This window comes from Kordiimonas lipolytica, assembly GCF_001550065.1.
This window is the reverse complement of sequence record NZ_LRUB01000017.1, coordinates 249,727-269,495: the sequence shown is the minus strand read 5'-3', so window position 1 is coordinate 269,495 and position 19,769 is coordinate 249,727. Positions and strand designations below refer to the sequence as shown.

The window sequence follows — 19,769 nt, the reverse complement described above, 5'->3', positions numbered from 1 at the left end:
ACCCTAAGTCCCAAGGCTTGATGTTCTGTTAACAGACTTGGGTTGGCCTGCATAATTCATTCTACTCTCGCCAAATAATTCAGCTTCTGTAAAATGACCCTATGAACAAAGACTTGGCCATTTCTGACCTGACAGCACGCTTCGGCGCAAAGCTGAGCCTGGCATCCGCTGACCGGGAGCAACATGGCGCGGATGAAAGCTCGCATGCCGTGATGATGCCGGATGCCGTCCTTCATGCAGGCACCACGGAAGAGGTCGCCGACGCTGTGCGCATCTGCGCCCGCCACCGCATGCCGGTGATCCCCTTTGGGGCCGGTACGTCGCTCGAAGGGCATGTCACCGCCCCTCATGGCGGCCTGACCATAGATCTAAGCCTGATGAACCGTGTCCTTGCCGTTAACGAAGCCGACCTTGATGTCCGTGTCCAGGCGGGCGTTACCAGACAGGCACTCAATACGCATCTGCGCGACAAGGGCCTATTCTTCCCGGTCGACCCGGGGGCCGATTGCACGCTGGGCGGCATGGTGGGCACCCGCGCATCTGGCACCAATGCAGTCCGGTACGGCACCATGCGTGAACAACTGCTGTCCCTGCAGGTCGTCACCGCCACAGGCGAAATCATTGAGACCGGGAACCGCGCACGCAAATCGGCTGCAGGGTATGATCTGACGCACCTTTTTGCTGGGTCTGAGGGCACGCTTGGCGTGGTGACGGAAATGAGTCTGCGGGTTTATGGTAGGCCAGAAAAGCTGATGGCGGGGGTGTGCCACTTCCCAAACCTTGATGCGGCTACAAGTGCGGTGATTGCCACCATCCAGATGGGGCTGCCGGTCGCGCGGATTGAGCTTTTGGACGAATTGTCCGTCAAGGCTGTGAATACATACTCAGGCCTCGAGCACAAGGAAGCGCCCACCCTGTTCCTGGAATTTCACGGCAGTGCCGCCGCAGTCGACGCAGAGGTCAGCGCTTTTTCTGAACTAGCGTCCGAGATGGGCGGATCGGACATTGAATTCGCCGAGAGGCAGGAAGACATAAACAAGCTGTGGCACGCGCGCCACCAGCTTTATTATGCCACCCGCGCCATGGCTCCAGGCAAACACATCATGACAACAGACGTATGCGTGCCTATCTCAAGGCTTGGGGACTGTATGCGCGAAACCCGCTTTGACATGGATGAAAGCCCCATCGTTGGCACCATGGTAGGCCATGTGGGCGACGGCAATTTCCACACAATCCTGCTGGCGGACCCGAACAATCTGGGGGAAATGCGCGCGCTCGACGATCTGCACGACCGCATGGTAACCCGCGCGATTGAGATGGGTGGCACCTGCACGGGCGAACACGGCATTGGCCTTGGCAAAATGAAGTATCTGGAGCAGGAAAAGGGCCCTGCCCTTCACCTGATGCGCCAGATCAAGGCGGCTCTTGACCCCATCGGCATTATGAACCCAGGCAAGCTTCTGCCTGGGATGGATAGTGAACCATGATTGAAGAATTCCTGACCGTCCTGACCGTTCGCGCGGTGCCCGGTGCCCGTGAAGGAGGGCTGGTGCGCGAAATTGCGGGCATCCTTGGTCGCCACCGTAGGCAAAAAGCCTTCTGGGCAGAGCATCTGCAGCACACCAAGGAATGTATCACTGCCCACCTTCATCAGGCAGACCCAAATGAACCGATCCTCTTGATGGGCGCTGGGCTATGCCTTGACGTGCCACTGGCAGCGCTTAATGATCACCCGGCAGGAGCGCTTCTGATGGACGCCGTTGAAACCCGCCGTACCCGCCGGGCTATCCGATCATTTGGGAACATAGAGTTCGAGCGCGCTGATCTCACAGGCATGCTTGAGGAATTCTGGTTGGGCGACAAGAACACGGCCTTCAGCCCACCGGATATGGCACCGCTGCCGCTTGTGGGCTTCGGGATGGCCATCAGTTGCAATGTGCTGAGCCAACTGCCTCTTGCTTTTGCCTCCAGCCCACCCGCGGACGAACAGGAACAAAAAATCACCTCAGCTGTGCAAAAGGCCCATGTGCGGGCGCTTCTGGCCATGGATTGCCCGGTGCTTTTGATCACGGATTATGAACGCGTGGAAGTCACTGGCACTGCACCGCATATTATCCAGACCGTTGATCGCACCCTGTTGCCGGGCGACCCGATTGAAGAATGGGACTGGCCCATTGCCCCACAGGGTGAGGTGGCCCCCGATCTTGACGTGCGTCTGAAGGTCGGCGCCTGGCTTCTGAACGTCTGATACGCTCGCTTACTGGCTTCCCATCCGCCCGGTCCAGCCGGGGCCACGCACCACACGTCCTGGGGTCGCGCCCGTATGCTCACCATCCTTGATCACTTGTACACCGTTGATGAATACATTACTGACGCCCGTGGAAAGTTGGTGTGGATCGTTGAAGGTTGAATGATCAGCAACCGTCGCCGGGTCGAAAACAACAATGTCGGCGAAAGCCCCTTCAAGAATATGGCCACGATCCCTTAGCTTCAGCCGTGCCGCTGGCAGTCCGGTCAACCGGAAAATTGCCTCCTCAAGAGGGATGACCTTTTCGTCCCGAACATAGTGCCCAAGCAACCGCGCGACGTTACCGTAGGTGCGCGGGTGCTTGCCGCCAAATTCTTTCGCGACCATAGGGTCCACCGCTTCGGCGTCAGACCCGAAAGCCACCCAGGGCTGTCGGATTTTCTTTTTCACATTCTCCTCAGACATCAGGAAATAGATGGCGCTCACGCGCGTGCCGTCCGCGATCACCAGATCCATCGCGGCCTCTTCGGGCGTTTTGCCCATGGCCGCTGCCACTTCCGAAAGGCGCATGCCTGTATATTTCTTCAGCTCCGGGTTCTGGAAGTATGGGAGCAACACCCCCTCCGGGCCTGCCGCCAGCATCAGGTTTTCCCAATCGTCAGACGGCGTGGTCATTTCCACCTGCAGCCGCTTGCGGATTTCCGGGTCCTTCAGGCGGGCCGCCCAATCATCGTGTGTGCCTTCCTGCACCCAGGGCGGCATGGCCGCATCAAGCCCGGTGGCCCCAGCCGTGTAGCTATACATATCCGCGCTGATATCCAAGCCCTCAGCCCGCGCCTTTTCAACCCGGGCGATCACCTCATCCAGCTTGCCCCAATTTTCCTTGCCCGCTGCCTTCAGGTGATAAATTTCCGCCGGAAGCCCGGCTTCCCGGGCGATGGTGATCAGCTCCTCCAGCGAGGTCATGATCTGGCTGCCTTCATTGCGCATGTGCGAAATATAGCGACCTCCATACTGGCCCGCGACGCTCGCCAGCGCGATCAGCTCATCTGTATCAGCATAGAAGGCCGGCGCATAAATAAGCGACGTGCCTAGGCCCATGGCACCTTCCTCCATCGCGGTCGCCACCTCGGCCTTCATGGCTTCAAGCTCATCCGCTGTCGGCGCACGGTTGGCGTATCCGACATGATTGATCCGCACGGTGGTGGCACCCACATAGGACGCCACATTTGGCGAAATGCCCTTTGCTTCCAGCATCTCAAGATATTCGCCAAAGCCGGTCCAGTTGACGTCATAGGGCTGGGGCGTGGCGCTGATTTTCTTCTGGTAATCTGCTTTCGTATGATCCGCCAGTGGCCCCATGGACCAGCCTTCGCCAAACACTTCAAGCGTTACTCCCTGAACGGTGTCCGACAGGCCGCGGCCATCGATGATCAGGCTGTCTGTTGCCCAGGACAGCATATTGATAAAGCCGGGGGAGACCGCCTTACCCGCAGCATCAATAACCGTGTCGGCCTCCGCACCCGAAAGGTCTCCGATGGCGACGATTCGGTCATCCCGCACCCCCACATCAACCTCGCGCCCCGGCGCACCTGTGCCGTCATACACGGTGCCGTTCATGATCAGAACATCATAGCGTTCCGGCGTCTGTCCGCTGTCGCCACACCCGCTGAGCGCCAGGAAGGCCACCGCCACCATCAGTTTTAGGAAATTCAGACGCGTGATGCCCATGGCCGTCCCTTTCTTGTGATGCAATCAGCCAACACCGTAAGGGGGCATGGCACATGGGTGCAAGCACACACTGCCGTTTCTGAGTTGGCCCGACTGTCGAGCGCGGCTATAGTGTCGCCCGGAGTGGGAGTTATCTATGCTTGAGATCGTTCAAATACCGGTCCTGTCGGACAATTATGTTTATCTGATCCATGAACCCAGGTCGGGCGACACGGCGGTCGTTGACCCTGCCGTTGAGGATGAAGTGGTCGCGGAGCTTGAGAAGCGCGGCTGGACGCTGACCCATATCCTGAACACCCACCACCACTGGGACCATACGGGCGCCAACCTGGCGCTGAAGGAACGCTTTGGTGTGACCATTGTCGGGCCGGCGGCGGAACGCGAGCGCATCCCGGGCCTTGATATAGCGGTTGGCGACGGGGACCAAGCCTATCTGGGCGATGTGGCGGCAGACGTTTATGACGTGCCGGGCCACACAGCCGGGCATATTGCCTATCATTTTGCTGGCGACGCCGCGCTTTTTTGCGGTGACACGCTGTTCGCCATGGGCTGCGGCCGTCTGTTTGAAGGCACGGCAGACCAGATGTGGCAATCGCTGTCGAAATTCCTGAAGCTGCCGGACGAAACGAAGGTCTACTGCGCCCACGAATATACCATGGCCAACGGCAATTTCGCCCTGACGGTGGAGCCCGGCAATGCATACCTTCAGGCCCGCATGGCGGAAGTGGAAAAACTGCGCGCAGCAGGCACACCCACCATCCCGACCACCATCGGGCTGGAGAAGGCAACCAACCCGTTCCTCAGGCCCATGAGCGACAACATCCAGGAAACGGTGGGCATGATTGGCGCGCCGCTACCCAAAGTGTTCGCCGAAGTGCGGGCGCGGAAAGACAATTTCTAAACGCAACAAAAACAGTCCAAGGGGGGACAAAATGAAATCAGTGACAGTAGGAGTAGTTATGGCTGCAGCCATTACGGTTGCCGTGGGTGCGGACGATGATCCGTTCCTGTGGCTTGAAGAGGTTGAAGGCGACAAGGCGCTTGAATGGGTGCATGAACGCAATGCCCATTCGCTTGGCATGCTGGAAAAAGACCCGCGTTTTGAGGCCCTGAAGGAACGCGCACTGAAGGACTATAACGCCAAGGACAAAATCGCCTATGGCCGCCTCACGGGCGGTGCCGTGCACAACTTCTGGCAGGATGAAAAGAATGTCCGTGGCCTGTGGCGCCGTACCAGCCTGAAGTCATACAAATCCGGCGAACCCAAGTGGGTGGACGTTCTGGACTTTGACAAGCTGGCCGAAGAAGAAGGCGAGAACTGGGTCTATAAGGCGCGTAAGTGCCTGGCACCCGATTTTGGCCGCTGCCTGATTGAACTGAGCCGCGGCGGCGGTGACGCCGTTGTGGTGCGCGAATTTGACGCCTTCACCAAACGCTTCGTGGATGGCGGTTTCATCACCGAAGAAGCCAAACAGGAAGTTGTGTGGGTGGACGCTGACACCGTGCTGATCGGCACAGATTTTGGTGACGGCACCATGACGGATTCTGGCTATGCCAACCAGATCAAGCTTTGGAAGCGGAACGAACCGCTGTCGATGGCCAAGCTGATGCATGAAGGCGACCGCAAGGACGTAGGTAGCTTCCCGTTCGCGAGCCACCGCCCTGACGGCACGTATGTGGGCGTTGTGCAGGCGCCTGACTTTTTCACCGAAGTGATCCACATCATGGAAGGCGAAGGCCTTGAGGCGGAAATGCGCACGCTGGACCTGCCAAAGACCATCTCCTTCCAGGGCTTCTTCGCCGACATGCTCCTCCTGCAAATGCGCAAGGACTGGACCGTGGGCGCCAAAGAAGTGAAGGCTGGCTCGCTGGTATCCATCAAGGTGGCCGACGCAATCGCTGGCCGCCCAGGCCTGAGCCTCAAGGTGATCTTCGAGCCGGGCGAGCGTAACTCAATCGACGACGTGACCATCGGGAAGGACCGCGTTTTCCTGACCGTGCTTGACGAAGTAACCGGCAACCTGAAGTCCGCCCGCCCCGACGCCGAAGGCTGGCAGGTGGCGGACCTGGGCATGCCGGAAAACGGCAGCCTGAATGTAGTAAGCGCCGATGAATGGACCGACGCAGCTTTCGTGAATTTTGAGAGCTTCCTGCAGCCCGACACGCTTTATGTCGTGGAACGCGGTAAGGTGCCAGAAGAAGTGACAAGCCTGCCAACGCGCTTTGATGCCTCGAACCTGGTGACCGAACAGAAGTTCGCCACGTCGGCTGACGGCACCAGCGTACCCTATTTCCTGATCCGCCACAAAGACACCAAGATGGACGGCAAGACACCGACCGTTCTTTATGGCTATGGCGGGTTTGAGATTTCCTTGTCGCCTGGTTACCTGTCCGGCTTCAGCAAGCTTTGGGTTGAAGAAGGCGGCGCATATGCTGTTGCCAACATCCGTGGCGGCGGCGAGTTTGGCCCGAAATGGCACCAGGCGGCCCTAAAGGAAAACCGCCAGCGCGCCTATGACGATTTTATCGCCGTGGGCGAAGACCTGATCAGCAGCGGCCTCACCAGCCCTGAGCACCTGGGTATCCGCGGCGGGTCAAACGGTGGCCTTCTGATGGGTGTGATGACCACCCAGCGCCCGGACCTATGGAACGCTGTGATCTGTGCTGTACCACTTCTGGACATGATGCGGTTCCATACGCTTCTGGCCGGCGCAAGCTGGATGGGCGAATACGGCAACCCGGATATCCCGGAAGAGCGGGACTATATCCTTAAATATTCACCGTACCAGAACCTCAGTGCTGACAAGGACTATCCGGAGGTCTTCTTCTATACGTCCACGAAGGACGACCGCGTGCACCCGGGCCACGCCCGCAAGATGGCGGCACGGATGCTCTCCATGGACAAGCCGGTGATCTATTATGAAAACACCGAAGGCGGGCATTCAGCCGCCGCGAACCTAAAGCAGAGAGCCTTCACTGATGCCCTGCAGACGGTTTATGTTCTGAAAAAACTGATGGACTAAAAACAACATGCCGGGAGGTGGTACCCGCCGCCTCCCGGTCCCCATATCCACGATGGCAGATAAACCATCAGCATATTGTTATCTGCGAAATCGCCGCCTATCCTCTCGCCCACAGCCCAATCCCTAACATGAAACGGATGCATAAAGTCGATGCAGGCCACGCCAAACCTGATGGACGACCCCGCGCTTTATCCCTTCCAGGTGAATTGGGAAAGCGATCAGGTCTATCTGATTGACGCTGACACAGCCTTCTATAGTGATGCAGCCTTTCTGGACCAGCGTGCCATCCGCCCCGGCATGCAGGGCAACTGGGCCAGCCTTGAAGAGGTTCGCGCGCAAACCGGCGCAGCGCCTGCACAGCCAATGGGGCTGATCTTCCATGTCGGCCATTGCGGCTCGACGCTGATTTCACGCGCCCTTGGACTTCTGGACGGCATGTTCAGCCTGCGCGAACCACTGCCGCTTCGCGACCTTGCCCATTTCTGGACCGACCGCGATACCGTCTGGAGCCGGAAAAACAGTGCATCTATCATGGAAGACATGGCGCTTATGCGCGCGCTCTGGTCCCGCACACCAAAGAAGGGCGAAACAAGCGTCCTCAAGGCCACCAGCTTCTGCAGCCTGCTGGCGGCGCCGTGGCTGACGCAGTTCCCAAAGGACCGGGCCATGTGCCTTTCCATGGCGCCTGAAATCTATATCAGCACGGTTCTGGGGGCACCGGCCTATATCACCGACCTCGCGGGCGGCGCCAAGCCTCGCATGGCTTCCCTGATGGAAGCGACAGGCGCAAGCTTGCCGCCTCTGCATTCGATGTCAGCCGGAGAGTTGGCGGCCATGACCTACTTGGCGGAAATGACCAACATGCAGCTTGCATCAGAGGTAGCAGGCGACCGGGTACATCGGTTGGATTTTGACCGCTATCTGAAAGACCCGGCAGCGTCCCTTGCGGCGCTGGCCCGGCATTTTGACCACCCAGCCGATGAACAAAACATAGCCAATGCGCTCAGCAACCCTGTCCTGGGGCGGTATTCGAAAGCCACGGACTATAGCTTTTCCGCGCAGGATAGGCGCGACCGGCTGGCCGCATCCCGCGCTGAAAACAGCGAGGAAATCACCAAGGGAATGAATTGGCTGGTTGATTTCGCCCGCACCCACGAATTGACCGCAAGCGAGCTCAGGGCATTCGGGTACGCGAACTAGCGCCTAGGTACCGCTCCACATCCTCGTCAGGTTCTGGCGCACATATTCAAGCCGCATCTGCTCGTCCGCCCCCACCTTGGCAGCGTTGGCATGCAGGAATTCCGTCAGTTCAACCAAAATCTCGCGCTGCTGAAGGTCACGCACCATGCTTTCGATAAAGGTGATGGAAACAATGCGCTCACCCTTTGTGACCGGCAACACCTGATGATAAGTGGTGCTGGGATACACAACTGCCGTCCCGGCTTTGCCCTTGATCTGCAGGTTCTTGTCCCCCATGCGTACATTCAGCTCGCCGCCCTCATAGCTTTCGGGGTCAGACACAAAAACCGTGCAGCTGATGTCCGACCGGATGGCCGGCCGGTATGGCAACATGGCATTGTCGATATGTTCGCCATAGTTCATGCCCGGCTGGTATTTGGTCAGCATCGGAATAGCCATGGACTTGGGGATGCAATAGTCGCGGAAATATTCGTTTCGGGAAAGTCCCGCCTGAACAATGCTTGCCGCTTCCTTATAGCCTTCGTCACCATGGTTAGGCTGAAGGTTATTCTTCTTGGAAAAGCCCGGGTTGCTTTGCCGTCCATCCTCAAACTTGATCGTCTGCGCCAACTCTCTCAGGCGCGCAACCTCTTCAGGCAGCAGAAGCGGATCAATAATATGAAACATGGGGCTCTCCAGTGTGTGTGATGGGCAAGGCCTAGCATGCTAGAAGGAGTCGTTCAATTAGACGAAAGTCGCACTGGATCACCCACTTTGGGATTTCTTATACTCAGCCGCAGAATTTCTATGGTGTTCCCTTGCCTTTGTTGAGCTACCGTCTTTTCAAACAGGGGAAACAGAGGGAATACCCATGAAAAAGACACTCACCGCATTTGCCCTTGCGGCAACGATTTTGACGCCACAGGGGCACGCCAGCCAGGACAACCCAACAGCGCATGAACAGAAAGCGCTGGAGATATACCGCACTTCCATTGCCATGCGCACCGCCGAAGGATTCGGCAATGTGCCCAAGCTGGCCAATTACTTGGCTGATCAATTCCGGGCGGGCGGCTTTGACGACGCCGATATCCATATCAAGGAAATGGGCGAAACTGCCGCATTGATCGTGCGCTACCGGGGTGATGGGTCATCGGGCAAAAAACCGATCCTTCTGTCCGCCCATATGGATGTGGTGGACGCGCGCCCCGAAGACTGGGAGCGCGACCCTTTCACGCTGATCGAGGAAGACGGCTATTTCTTTGGCCGCGGCACTGTTGACAACAAAATGGGCACCACGTCGCTTACATCTGCGTTCCTGCGTCTGAAGGCTGAAGGTTTTGTGCCAACGCGCGACTTGATCATCGCGTTTTCGGGCGACGAAGAGTCCGGCATGGTGACAACAGAAGCCCTGGCCAATGATTTCCGTGACCTGACGGACGCCGAGTTCGTGCTGATCGCCGACGCGGGCGGCGGGGCCCTGGCAGACGACGGCAGCGTGATCAGCTTCAACATGCAGGCCGCCGAGAAAACCTATGTCACCTTTGAACTGACAGCCACCAACCCAGGCGGCCACAGCAGCCGTCCGCGTGAAGACAACGCGATTTATGATCTGGCCGACGCGCTGAAGAAAATCCAGGCCTACAAATTCCCGGTATCCTATAGCGATCTGACCCGTGCTTTCTTCAAGGCTTCATCAAAGCGGTCGGAAGGTGATCTGGGCAAGGCAATGGCCGCCTTCGCAGAAAACCCGAACGACGAATGGGCGTTGAAGACACTGCGGTCCTATCCTGAATATGTCGGCACCACAGGCACAACTTGTGTGGCCACCATGCTGCGCGGCGGGCATGCGGAAAACGCCCTGCCACAAAGCGCCACAGCAACGGTAAACTGCCGGGTGTTCCCGGGGACGGGCGTTGACAACACGCTGAGCATGCTCAAGGAGGTCGTTGCGAACCCTGCCATCGAGTGGGAGGTCATTTATGAGCCAACAGAAAGCCCTGCATCGCCACTGCGCGAAGATGTGCTTGGCCCACTGACAAAAGCCGTCCACACCCTACACCCCGGCGTGGAAATTGTCCCTTATATGGAATCAGGCGGCACAGACGGCATGCATTTCCGCGCTGCGGGCATGGATAGCTATGGTGTGTCCGGCATCTATATGAAGGGCAGTGATATGTATGCCCACGGCCTCAATGAACGGGTGCCGGTAAAGGCCTTTTATGAGTCTCTTGAACACTGGCATATCCTGCTGACAGAGATTGCAGGAAAGTAAGCACAGTCTGGCGCAGCCCCCATTGGCGGCTGCGCCCATACCGTGTATCATGCACCTGTTCGGAGTGATGCTTTCAGCGAAACGGGGAGGTTTCCATGGCAGGCTCCAATGGGCTTATCATTCACTATATGAGTATGCGGCGGGCCATTGGCCGACTCGGATTACTGTTTCCCATTATCCTGGTCATCGGCAGCATCCTGTTTGGCGATATGGTCAATCTGAACGGCGACCTGATGCGCCTGTCAATCAGCCAATATTACCATTCCCCCATGGGAGACGTGTTCGTGGGCGTGCTGTGCGCAGAAGCGATCTTCCTCTATGCCTATCAGGGTTATCAAGACACGCCCGAACAGGCCGCCAGGCGCCCGTGGTATCATATCTCAGACAATGCGGCGGGCAACATCGCAGCTGTGGCGGCAGTGGGCACCGCGCTTTTCCCAACGCTTGAGACCAAAGACGTGCTGGCAGGCGTTCCCTTTGGCGTCTCAAGCTATCTGCACTGGTTTTTCTCGCTCGCCTTCTTCCTGGTCCTGGCCTATTTCTGCCTGTGCCTGTTCACCAAATCCGGAGAGACGGAGCCCACCCTGCAAAAACGCCGCCGCAACAAAATCTACCGGCTTTGCGGTTGGACCATGCTGTCTATGATCGGCCTGGGCGCGGCCTATCTGATTTTGGGGAAATATGTGCTGAGCGCAGACCAGGTCACAGCGATTGAGGCCAGGAGCCCCACCTTCTGGCTGGAGACAATCTCCGTCTGGGCTTTTGGTCTGTCGTGGTACGTCAAGGGCGAAGCAATCCTCAAGGACATGCCTTATGAGGAAGATGAGGACGGCGAAACTGAAGCATCCTAGCCTTTGATATCCCGCAGAAGCAGCATGTCCTTGATCTGCTGTTCTTTTGCCTTTTCAAAGCCGCATGGAAAATCTGCACCAGACACGTTTGTGAAAGTGCCAAACAAGAGGTCCCATATCGGCAAGCCATAGTTGTTTGCATGATGCCCCGCCTTATGGTGTATGCGGTGCATTTCTGGCCTCTGGACAATGTATCTCAGCCAATGGGGAGAGCGGGTATCAGAGTGGATATAGATGTTATAGACAGCCGCATAAACAAGCGCGATAGCTGCAACATCCACGCACACCCCCAATAGCCAGAACGCCACGCCGACATTAAGGATATTCGCGGCCAGGCCGTCGAAGGGATGCACATAAAAAGCTGTCAGCGCTTCAATCCGTGCCGGGCTATGGTGCAATTGATGAAACACCCGCCACAGCAAATCGAACCGGTGGGTCGCCCGGTGCCACCAGTAGGCAATGAAACTGACAACTAGGAACACAAGAAGCGCAGCCGCAAATACCGGGATGCCGGGATTCAACTGGAAAACCGCATGAGCCGCGAACCAATCATTGAACAGATAGCCTGCTGCAAGCGTCACGGCCATCTGCACCGCGCTGATCGCCCCCGCATATATCTGCCAGCGCTTGTCACAGTCATTACCCGACGCGGGCGCAATCACCTCGAAGGTGAAAACCACCACAAAAACAATGAGAATAACAAAATACCCGGCTAGTCCCATCTGGTATCCCCTCTCATTTGCCACGCTCGCAGCCAAACAGCCATCCGGCAAGCCGACACAATGCCGCGGTCCCTCGTAGTTCCTTATAGCAAGCCCAGCTGCTCTCCAGGCGTGGTGATCGGGTCAAGCTGCCAGTTGATCGGTGTTTTGCCCTTCGCCTTCAGATAGTCGTTGGCCTTGGAGAAATGCCCGCAGCCGAAGAAACCGCGATAGGCGCTGAGCGGTGACGGGTGCGGGCCCTCAAGCACCATGTGCCGATCCTTGTCGATCCCGCCACCCTTTTTCTGTGCATATCCACCCCACAGGATGAACACGAGTCCGTCGTGATGACTGTTGAGCTCATCAATCACCCGGTCCGTGAACTTTTCCCAGCCCTTGTTTTGATGTGCGCCAGCCTTCGCGGCCTCCACCGTCAGGACGGCATTCAAAAGAAGCACACCCTGTTTGGCCCAACCTTCCAAATAGCCGTGGCCCGGGTGCGTGACACCCAGGTCTTCCTCAAGTTCCTTATACATATTCCTGAGGCTCGGCGGCACATCCACACCAGGCTGGACCGAAAAGGAAAGCCCGTGTGCCTGCCCCGGGCCGTGGTAAGGGTCCTGCCCGATGATCACCACTTTGACATCGTCAAGCGGCGTGACCTCAAGCGCATGAAAGATGTTTTCTTCCAAAGGATAAATGGTTTTGCCCGCAGCCTTTTCGGACGCGAGGAACGCCTCCAGCGCCTGCATATAGTCTTTGCCGAATTCGTCGCCGAGCGCCTTTTGCCAACCGGCTTCGTTGATCTGCATACAATACTCCCCTGCCTAAAGCCCTTCTTACACGAGAGAGGGCGGCGGAGGAAACAGCTAGATTGCCTAGCCCAGAAGCATTCGCGCAAAGCTGGCCCAGGCCTCGGTCGGGCCAATGGCGAAAAAGGCCACATACCGCGCCGCAAGCACGAGCCCAGCGATCAATGACACCTTATGCACGCGCCCAAGTGTCCTCTGGTCATAGACGCACAAGGCAGCGATAAGCCCGAAGTGGAACAAAAGACCGATTGGCGCAAACCCAAGCGTCAGGCCAAGCCTGCCTGTCGCCGGGTCCATCATCATGATGCCGACAAGCAGCATCAGGCGCTTGTGGGTCTCAGGCACTTTCCGGTTTAAAACAGCCAAGCTGTAATAGACGACAAAGAGCGTAATATCCATCAGCGGCAGCATGACGAACTGCTCGGGCGAAAACGGCGTTGCGCTGCTTTCGCCGCGGGCGAACACCTCCCCCGTCACAACAACCGAAACCACCGCCATAGCAATAGCGAGAGCAATACTGGCCTTGCCAAGCACCATATGTTTCCTGAGGTTTCGCGCACGGACCAGCGAGGCCTGATAGGTGTAAAGAACAAGCCAACCGAAGAACAAGACACCGTGCATCGCCAGCATCGGGCTCATCTCGCCGCCAGTGGCGAACCGTTCATACATGAAAGGGCCAAAGCCCAGAAAGGACAGCAGGATCAGGGCGACACCCATACCCACATAGAAACTGCGACCGGTTTGCGTGGTCCCCATAATTATTCTCCCCTTTTCCCCATAGGGAAAGCTGCCAGATTTCCGCTCCCCTGCCAATCGGGAACTTCGTTGTTTGAATCCTGCCTTCGGCGTGCTTTTTATCTTTTCGCAAGAATCGACGAAGAAAATATTTCTACTCAGAACCCTTCACAAGCATGACTTTGGATTATTCACGCTAAAATTATGTTCACACTGGCATTTCATTCCAGCGCCATTCCGTCGCCATCCATTCTAGCGAGCAGCTTTTCTCAAATTCACCATTTTAAAAAATCAGTTATTTTAGAATATTATTTTTATTAATAGGTGATATCACTATTTATTGAGTATAAATTTTCTACTGATACCCCTAAATTCTTCTCGTTTGTTTCGCTGGGCAGCCACGCCTATGTATGGAACCACTGAAGAAGCACCCTTCGGCCCCTGGCAGGAATTGAAGCTGAAGCGTGCAGGATTGACGCGAGGAGTATAGGGCTATGTCGAGCATCCCTGTTTTTTTGACCGCTGAAAAGCATCACATCCTGATCGTTGGCGCCACATCGGCTGCCATGGCGAAGGTGGGCCTGTTCACGCCAACACAAGCCCGCATCAGCGTGATTGCGCCAGGCGCCACAGACGCGCTTCGGGAAGCCGGGCTGCTGCCTGAAGACACAGGCCGGGACCTTCTGGTCCACGACCGCCCGTTTGCAGAAGATGACCTGAAGGGCAAGACGCTTGTCTATATCGGCGCCGATGACGAGATCACCGAGGAACGCATCCTTCGGCTCGCCAACACCCGCAACCTGCCGGTCAATGTGATCGACAAGCCAGCCAAATCGAATTTCACGACACCTGCTCAATTTGCCCGCGGGCCGCTGCAGGTGGCCTTCTCTTCCGGGGGTGACGCACCAGTGTTTGTGCGCCGCCTTCGTAGCAGCCTTGAGAAACTCCTGCCCCCTTCTCTTGGCGTGCTTGCTGCTGCGGCGGGCGCTGTCCGGGCTCGCGTCAAGACCATCATCCCTGACGGAACCCGCCGCAGACTATTTTATGATCGCCTCTATGACAACGCCGGCACCTATGCCGACCTTGACCAGCATGAGGTGGAGCGCCTGGTTCTAGAGGCCGCTAAAAGCCACCGTGTGGGTGCCACCACCGGCCAGGTACAGCTTGTGGGCGCAGGCCCAGGTGACCCGGACCTTCTGACCATCAAGGCGCACCGTGCACTCCAACAAGCAGACGTGATTGTCTACGACCGGCTAGTGAGCCGCGACGTGCTGGCCCTCGCCCGCCGCGACGCAGACCTGATCTTTGTTGGCAAGCGCGAAGGCGACCACGGTATCGGCCAGGACGGCATCAACCGCGTAATCGTGGAAGAAGCCCTCAAGGGCCGCCGTGTTGTACGCCTGAAGGGTGGCGATCCCCTGTTGTTCGCCCGCGCAGGTGAAGAACTCGACGCTCTCCGCGCCCACGACATTCATGTGGAAGTCGTGCCCGGCATCAGCGCCTTTCAGGGCATTGCCGCCACCACGCAAATCCCGTTAACGGACCGCGCGCACGCAAGCTCCATCACGCTTGTCACAGGCCACCTGAAGGATGGCGCCTACAAGGATTGGGCGCGCCTGGCGGGCGACGGCCAGACGCTTGCGGTTTATATGGGTGTCAAAGGCGCTCCAAAGATTTCCGCCGGCCTAATCGGTGAAGGCGTGAAGGCGTCAACGCCAGTGGCCGTGGTTGAAAACGGCACCCGCGCCAACGAACGCCGCTTCTACGGCACGCTCGCGACGCTGCCTGAAGTGGTTGCCAAGAACAATGTGAAGAGCCCTGCGCTTCTACTGATCGGTGATGTGGTCTCGACCGCTGCCGACCTTGCCTGGGCCGCAAAAGAAACTGATCGCCTGGTCGCGACAGCTTGAGGATATGGAGTATTGAGATGGCTAGAAAAATCAAAGGGCCACAAATGATTGTCGCGAACCGCCTTCTGGACGGCCGCGTGGTGTTCATGAAAGCCGACGGCACATGGTCTGCCATTGCGGGCGAAGCTGCTGTCGCCGCAGATGAAGCGGGTGTTGAGGCACTTGAGGCCCTGGCGCAAAAATCCGCAGACGAGAACTACGTGCTGTCGATTGAGGTGATCGACGCCACGGAAAAGGGCGGCAAACCCTACCCCGCGCATATCAAATTCGCCATGCAGGCACAGGGCCCAAGTGTGCGCCCGGATCTGGGATACCAGGTTTCGCCGACATGGGAACAAACCGACCTTTAAGGACGATCAGACATGTATGCTTACGATAAATATGATCATGCCCTTGTGAACTCCCGCGTCGCGGAATTCCGCGACCAGGTTGAGCGCCGCGTGCGCGGCGAACTGACGGAAGAAGAGTTTCGGCCACTCCGCCTAATGAACGGCCTTTACCTTCAACTGCATGCCTACATGCTGCGTGTGGCCGTGCCATACGGCACGCTTTCCGCCGACCAGATGCGCACACTGGCACACATCGCGCGCAAGTATGACAAAGGCTATGGCCATTTCACCACGCGCCAGAATATCCAATATAACTGGCCGAAACTGTCGGACACGCCGGATATCCTGCAGGAACTGGCAGACGTGGAAATGCACGCTATCCAGACGTCCGGCAACTGTATCCGGAACGTGACGACCGACCAGTTCGCAGGCGCGACCGCCGATGAGGTCGCCGACCCACGCCCCTATGCCGAACTGATCCGCCAGTGGTCCAGCTTCCACCCGGAATTTTCGTTCCTGCCGCGCAAGTTCAAGATCGCCATCACGGGTGCGGACATCGACCGCGCAGCGGTGAAATGGCATGACATTGGCCTTGTGGTGAAAAAGAATGACGCGGGCGAGATCGGCTTTGAAGTGCTTGTCGGCGGCGGCATGGGCCGGACGCCGGTGATTGCGAAAACCATCCGCGACTTCCTCCCGGAAGCCGACCTGCTGAGTTACCTTGAAGCCATCCTGCGCGTTTATAACGAACAGGGCCGCCGCGACAATAAATACAAGGCGCGGATCAAAATTCTCGTGGATGCGCTAGGCGCAGACGAGTATGCCCGTCAGACGGAAGAAGAATGGCAGAAGATCAAAGACCTGCCGATCGACTTCCCGGCTGAGGAAGCCGCGCGCATCAAGGCCTTCTTCGCGCCTCCACCGCTGCAGGTGCTGTCAGATAATGTTCCTGCCGTGGACGAGTTAGCAAGCAAGAACTTCCTTTTTGACGCCTGGCTCAAGAACAACACCAATCAGCACAAAGTGCCCGGCCATGTGAATGTGACGATCAGCCTGAAACCGCACGGTGGCATCCCGGGTGACGCTACAGCCGAGCAGATGGACCTGGTTGCAGCACTGGCTGACGAATATAGCCAAGGCGAGCTTCGGATCAGCCACGAGCAGAACCTGATCCTGCCCCATGTGGCGAAAAAGGACCTGCCCGCCATCTGGACGGACCTAGACGAAGCTGGCCTGGGCATTCCAAACGCCGGGCTGCTGACCGACATGATCGCCTGCCCGGGGCTGGACTATTGCTCGCTTGCGAATGCCCGGTCGATCCCGCTGGCGCAGGAACTGGGCAAGCGCTTTGACGACTTCAAGCGCCTGCAGGACATCGGCCCGCTGAAGATCAAGATTTCCGGCTGCATCAATTCTTGCGGGCACCACCACGCCGGCCACATCGGCATCCTGGGTGTCGACCGCAAGGGCGAGGAAAACTACCAACTTCTGCTCGGTGGCTCGGGCGCGGAAGACGCATCCAAAGCCGCGATCCTCGGCCCCGGCTTTGACGAGATTGGCATCATCGATGCCGTTGAAAAAGTAGTCGCCGTTTACCTTGGCGAACGCAATGAGGGCGAAGAATTCCTGGCGACATACCGCCGAGTGGGCCCAGACGTATTCAAGGAGGCTGTTTATGGCACTCGTTAATCTGACAGGTATTCAAGCAGGGGACTTTGCGGTCCTCGCTGAAGACCAGACGCCATACGAAGCAGCGGCTGTTGCCGTGCCGCTTTCGCGCCTCAAGGATGAAGGTGACGACTTCTTCAAGGTCGCGGGCCCCGTGGGTGCCGTGCTGGCAACGGACACCAATTACACAGACCTTGCACCACTGATGAACAAGCTCGCCTTTGTCGTGATCGACTTCCCGGCATTTGGTGATGGCCGCGGCTTTTCACTGGCCGTACGGCTTCGGAAAGACCTGGGCTTCAAGGGCGAAATCCGCGCCACAGGCCCCGTGATCCCCGATCAAGCGCTGTTCCTTCTGCGCGCAGGCTTCGACACTGTCGAAGTGGCTGACACCCGCGAAGCCTCGTTCAAGGCAGCGCTCAAGCGTTTCGATGCCTTCTACCAGACCGACTATACCGGTCAGGTGTCGCTGGCGCATGCCCGCCACGGCAAAGATCAGGAGAGGAAAGCATCGTGACCGCCGCCCCCGCCCTGAAGACAGCTGACTTTTTTGATCCGCTCACCGCTGTGGATTACCTCGACGCGCGCTACGCCAACGTAGAGCCGGAAGAAGTAATCGACGGGGCGCTCAAATACTTCGGCCGCCGGTTCGCTCTGGTGTCTTCCTTTGGGGCGGAATCGGCCGTGCTCCTGCACATCGCGTCGCAAGTATCAAAGGACATCCCCGTGCTGTTCTTGGATACCGGCAAGCTGTTTGGCGAAACCAAGCGCTACCGCGACCAGTTGATCGACCTTTTAGGCCTGACGGACGTGCGCTCCATCTCGCCTGACGTCAATGACGTGCAACGCGACGACCCAAAGGGCGCACTCTGGAACCAGAACCCGAACAAATGCTGCTATATCCGTAAGGTGGCACCAATGGCCCGTGTTCTTGAGGGTTTTGAGGGTTGGGGCTCTGGCCGCAAGCGCTATCAGGGCGGCGTCCGCAGCCTGCTGCCGCATTTTGAGGCATCCGATGGCCGGGTAAAGGTGAACCCGCTGGCCTTCTGGACCAAGGATGACGTGCTTGATTATAAAGAGCGTGTGAGCCTGCCAGACCACCCCCTGGTAGCCGAAGGCTTCGCATCGATCGGCTGCATGCCCTGCACCGACCGAGTATCGGACGGCGAGGACGAACGGGCTGGTCGCTGGCGCGGTCAGACCAAGACCGAATGCGGCATTCACTTAAGCTTGGCTGAGAATAGCCGTATTCTTTCAAAGGGCTAACCTGACCGAAAAGTCCATTTTTCGGTCAAAAAAATCGCCAGTTCATCAAGAAAATCTTTGCGCTCGCGCATCAAGTGCCTATGATGTAGTGAATTAGTTTTTCTAACGCAGGTTTGTTTATGAAACGCTCCCTGTTACCCCTGAATGCTTTACGTGCCTTCGATGCTGCTGCCCGTCATATGAGCTTTAAGCTCGCCGCCGATGACCTTTCGGTAACGCCAGCGGCGATCAGCCAGCAGATTCGCTCGCTGGAGGACTTCCTGGGTGTGGAACTATTCCGCCGCACCAACCGCTCGCTTGTCCTTACAGAGGCCGCGCAACTGTCGCTCGCGCCCCTCAAGGAAGGCTTCGAGCGTATGGAAGAAGCCGTCGATATCCTGACGGAATCGAAAACCTCTAATGTACTGAAGGTCAGCGTGTCGCCCTCCTTCGCCAGCAAATGGCTGGTGCCAAGGCTTGCAAGCTATTATGAGCGTCGCCCGGATGCGATTGTGAAAATCTCAGCCACCATGCAAATCACGGACTTCAAGGCCGAGGATGTTGATATCGCGATCCGCTATGGGCTTGGAAACTATACTGGCCTTTACCAGGAGGAAATCCTTCGGGAAACGGTCTTCCCTGTTTGCGCACCGGAACTGCTTGAGGGCCAACCCGATGCATCAAGCCCATGCGCCATTTTAAAGCACACACTGATCCATGATGACAGCACAGCCGAAGACGACAGCGTCCCCACCTGGGCCATGTGGATGAAGGCTGCAGGCGTTGAAGTGCCAGAGGGCATGCCTGCGCTGCACTTCAACAACCACGCCTTAGCGATTGAGGCTGCTGTTGCCGGTCGCGGCGTTCTGCTCGCACGGTCAGCCATTGCCGAGGAAGACCTGAAGGCCGGAAGGCTGGTTAAGCCGTTTGGCGAGGCAGTGCCGATCAATTTCGCGCACTATATCGTCTGCCCGGAAGATAAGCTGAAGAATGAACGCGTTCAGGACTTTATCGACTGGATCCGTTCAGAGACAGGGAACCAGGCTGCGCCAATCGAGGAGTAAG

18 protein-coding genes are annotated in these 19,769 nt (G+C 57.6%); 13 read left to right on the top strand and 5 right to left on the bottom strand.

Annotated features, from left to right (window positions below):
- Positions 1–101: 101 nt before the first annotated feature.
- Both KORM41_RS09340 and KORM41_RS09335 read left to right on the top strand, forming a co-directional pair.
- Positions 102–1,487, top strand: a complete 1,386-nt coding sequence (locus KORM41_RS09340; RefSeq protein ID WP_068143728.1) for an FAD-binding oxidoreductase — start codon at positions 102–104, stop codon at positions 1,485–1,487.
- The gene (locus tag KORM41_RS09335; RefSeq protein ID WP_068143727.1) at positions 1,484–2,248 is read left to right on the top strand and encodes a hypothetical protein; all 765 of its coding nucleotides are present in this window, start codon (positions 1,484–1,486) and stop codon (positions 2,246–2,248) included. Before KORM41_RS09340 ends, KORM41_RS09335 begins: the two co-directional genes overlap by 4 nt.
- A gap of 9 nt (positions 2,249–2,257) precedes the next feature.
- On the opposite strand, the gene KORM41_RS09330 is transcribed toward KORM41_RS09335, so the two are convergent.
- Positions 2,258–3,979: an N-acyl-D-amino-acid deacylase family protein gene (locus tag KORM41_RS09330; protein WP_068143724.1), complete on the bottom strand. Its 1,722-nt coding sequence runs from the start codon at positions 3,977–3,979 to the stop codon at positions 2,258–2,260.
- Between the two features lie 136 nt (positions 3,980–4,115).
- Here KORM41_RS09330 and gloB point away from each other — a divergent pair, with 136 nt between their 5' ends.
- The 3 genes from gloB to KORM41_RS09315 all read left to right on the top strand — a co-directional run bounded on the left by gloB (position 4,116) and on the right by KORM41_RS09315 (position 8,202).
- Positions 4,116–4,880 (top strand): hydroxyacylglutathione hydrolase, encoded by a 765-nt coding sequence (gene gloB, locus KORM41_RS09325; RefSeq protein WP_068143722.1) that lies wholly within the window; start codon positions 4,116–4,118, stop codon positions 4,878–4,880.
- A 58-nt stretch (positions 4,881–4,938) separates the two neighbouring features.
- Positions 4,939–7,002 carry a prolyl oligopeptidase family serine peptidase gene (locus KORM41_RS09320; protein ID WP_068143720.1) on the top strand — a complete coding sequence of 688 codons (2,064 nt, stop codon included), beginning with the start codon at positions 4,939–4,941 and terminating at the stop codon, positions 7,000–7,002.
- A 150-nt stretch (positions 7,003–7,152) separates the two neighbouring features.
- Positions 7,153–8,202 carry a hypothetical protein gene (locus tag KORM41_RS09315; protein WP_068143718.1) on the top strand — a complete coding sequence of 350 codons (1,050 nt, stop codon included), beginning with the start codon at positions 7,153–7,155 and terminating at the stop codon, positions 8,200–8,202.
- A gap of 3 nt (positions 8,203–8,205) precedes the next feature.
- On the opposite strand, the gene KORM41_RS09310 is transcribed toward KORM41_RS09315, so the two are convergent.
- A complete protein-coding gene (locus KORM41_RS09310) occupies positions 8,206–8,868 on the bottom strand; it encodes a Fe2+-dependent dioxygenase (RefSeq protein ID WP_068143716.1) in 663 nt (220 codons plus the stop codon).
- A 184-nt stretch (positions 8,869–9,052) separates the two neighbouring features.
- Between KORM41_RS09310 and KORM41_RS09305 the strand changes: the two genes are divergently transcribed.
- On the top strand, positions 9,053–10,453 hold the full coding sequence (locus tag KORM41_RS09305; RefSeq protein WP_068143713.1) for a M20/M25/M40 family metallo-hydrolase: 1,401 nt from the start codon (positions 9,053–9,055) through the stop codon (positions 10,451–10,453).
- Positions 10,454–10,548: 95 nt separating this feature from the next.
- Positions 10,549–11,304, top strand: a complete 756-nt coding sequence (locus tag KORM41_RS09300) for a hypothetical protein (RefSeq protein ID WP_068143711.1) — start codon at positions 10,549–10,551, stop codon at positions 11,302–11,304.
- Here the strand turns inward: KORM41_RS09300 and KORM41_RS09295 are convergent.
- The 3 genes from KORM41_RS09295 to KORM41_RS09285 form a co-directional block, all read right to left on the bottom strand.
- Entirely contained in the window at positions 11,301–12,026 is a 726-nt protein-coding gene (locus KORM41_RS09295) for a sterol desaturase family protein (protein ID WP_068143710.1), read from the bottom strand. The two genes, KORM41_RS09300 and KORM41_RS09295, sit on opposite strands and share 4 nt — an antisense overlap.
- An 83-nt stretch (positions 12,027–12,109) precedes the next feature.
- The gene (gene ung / locus KORM41_RS09290) at positions 12,110–12,817 is read right to left on the bottom strand and encodes a uracil-DNA glycosylase (RefSeq protein ID WP_068143708.1); all 708 of its coding nucleotides are present in this window, start codon (positions 12,815–12,817) and stop codon (positions 12,110–12,112) included.
- A 66-nt stretch (positions 12,818–12,883) separates the two neighbouring features.
- Positions 12,884–13,573: a hypothetical protein gene (locus KORM41_RS09285; RefSeq protein WP_068143706.1), complete on the bottom strand. Its 690-nt coding sequence runs from the start codon at positions 13,571–13,573 to the stop codon at positions 12,884–12,886.
- Positions 13,574–14,067: 494 nt separating this feature from the next.
- Here KORM41_RS09285 and cysG point away from each other — a divergent pair, with 494 nt between their 5' ends.
- From cysG to gcvA, 6 genes are all read left to right on the top strand, one after another.
- Positions 14,068–15,462, top strand: a complete 1,395-nt coding sequence (gene cysG, locus KORM41_RS09280) for a siroheme synthase CysG (RefSeq protein WP_231727064.1) — start codon at positions 14,068–14,070, stop codon at positions 15,460–15,462.
- A gap of 17 nt (positions 15,463–15,479) precedes the next feature.
- Complete coding sequence (locus tag KORM41_RS09275; protein ID WP_082719658.1) at positions 15,480–15,812, top strand: DUF2849 domain-containing protein; 333 nt, start codon at positions 15,480–15,482, stop codon at positions 15,810–15,812.
- Positions 15,813–15,824: 12 nt separating this feature from the next.
- Positions 15,825–17,480, top strand: a complete 1,656-nt coding sequence (locus tag KORM41_RS09270; protein WP_068143699.1) for a nitrite/sulfite reductase — start codon at positions 15,825–15,827, stop codon at positions 17,478–17,480.
- Positions 17,467–17,976, top strand: a complete 510-nt coding sequence (locus KORM41_RS09265) for a DUF934 domain-containing protein (RefSeq protein ID WP_068143697.1) — start codon at positions 17,467–17,469, stop codon at positions 17,974–17,976. Before KORM41_RS09270 ends, KORM41_RS09265 begins: the two co-directional genes overlap by 14 nt.
- On the top strand, positions 17,973–18,725 hold the full coding sequence (locus KORM41_RS09260; RefSeq protein ID WP_068143695.1) for a phosphoadenylyl-sulfate reductase: 753 nt from the start codon (positions 17,973–17,975) through the stop codon (positions 18,723–18,725). Before KORM41_RS09265 ends, KORM41_RS09260 begins: the two co-directional genes overlap by 4 nt.
- 119 nt (positions 18,726–18,844) lie before the next feature.
- Positions 18,845–19,768: a transcriptional regulator GcvA gene (gene gcvA, locus KORM41_RS09255; RefSeq protein ID WP_068143693.1), complete on the top strand. Its 924-nt coding sequence runs from the start codon at positions 18,845–18,847 to the stop codon at positions 19,766–19,768.
- Position 19,769 lies beyond the last annotated feature (1 nt).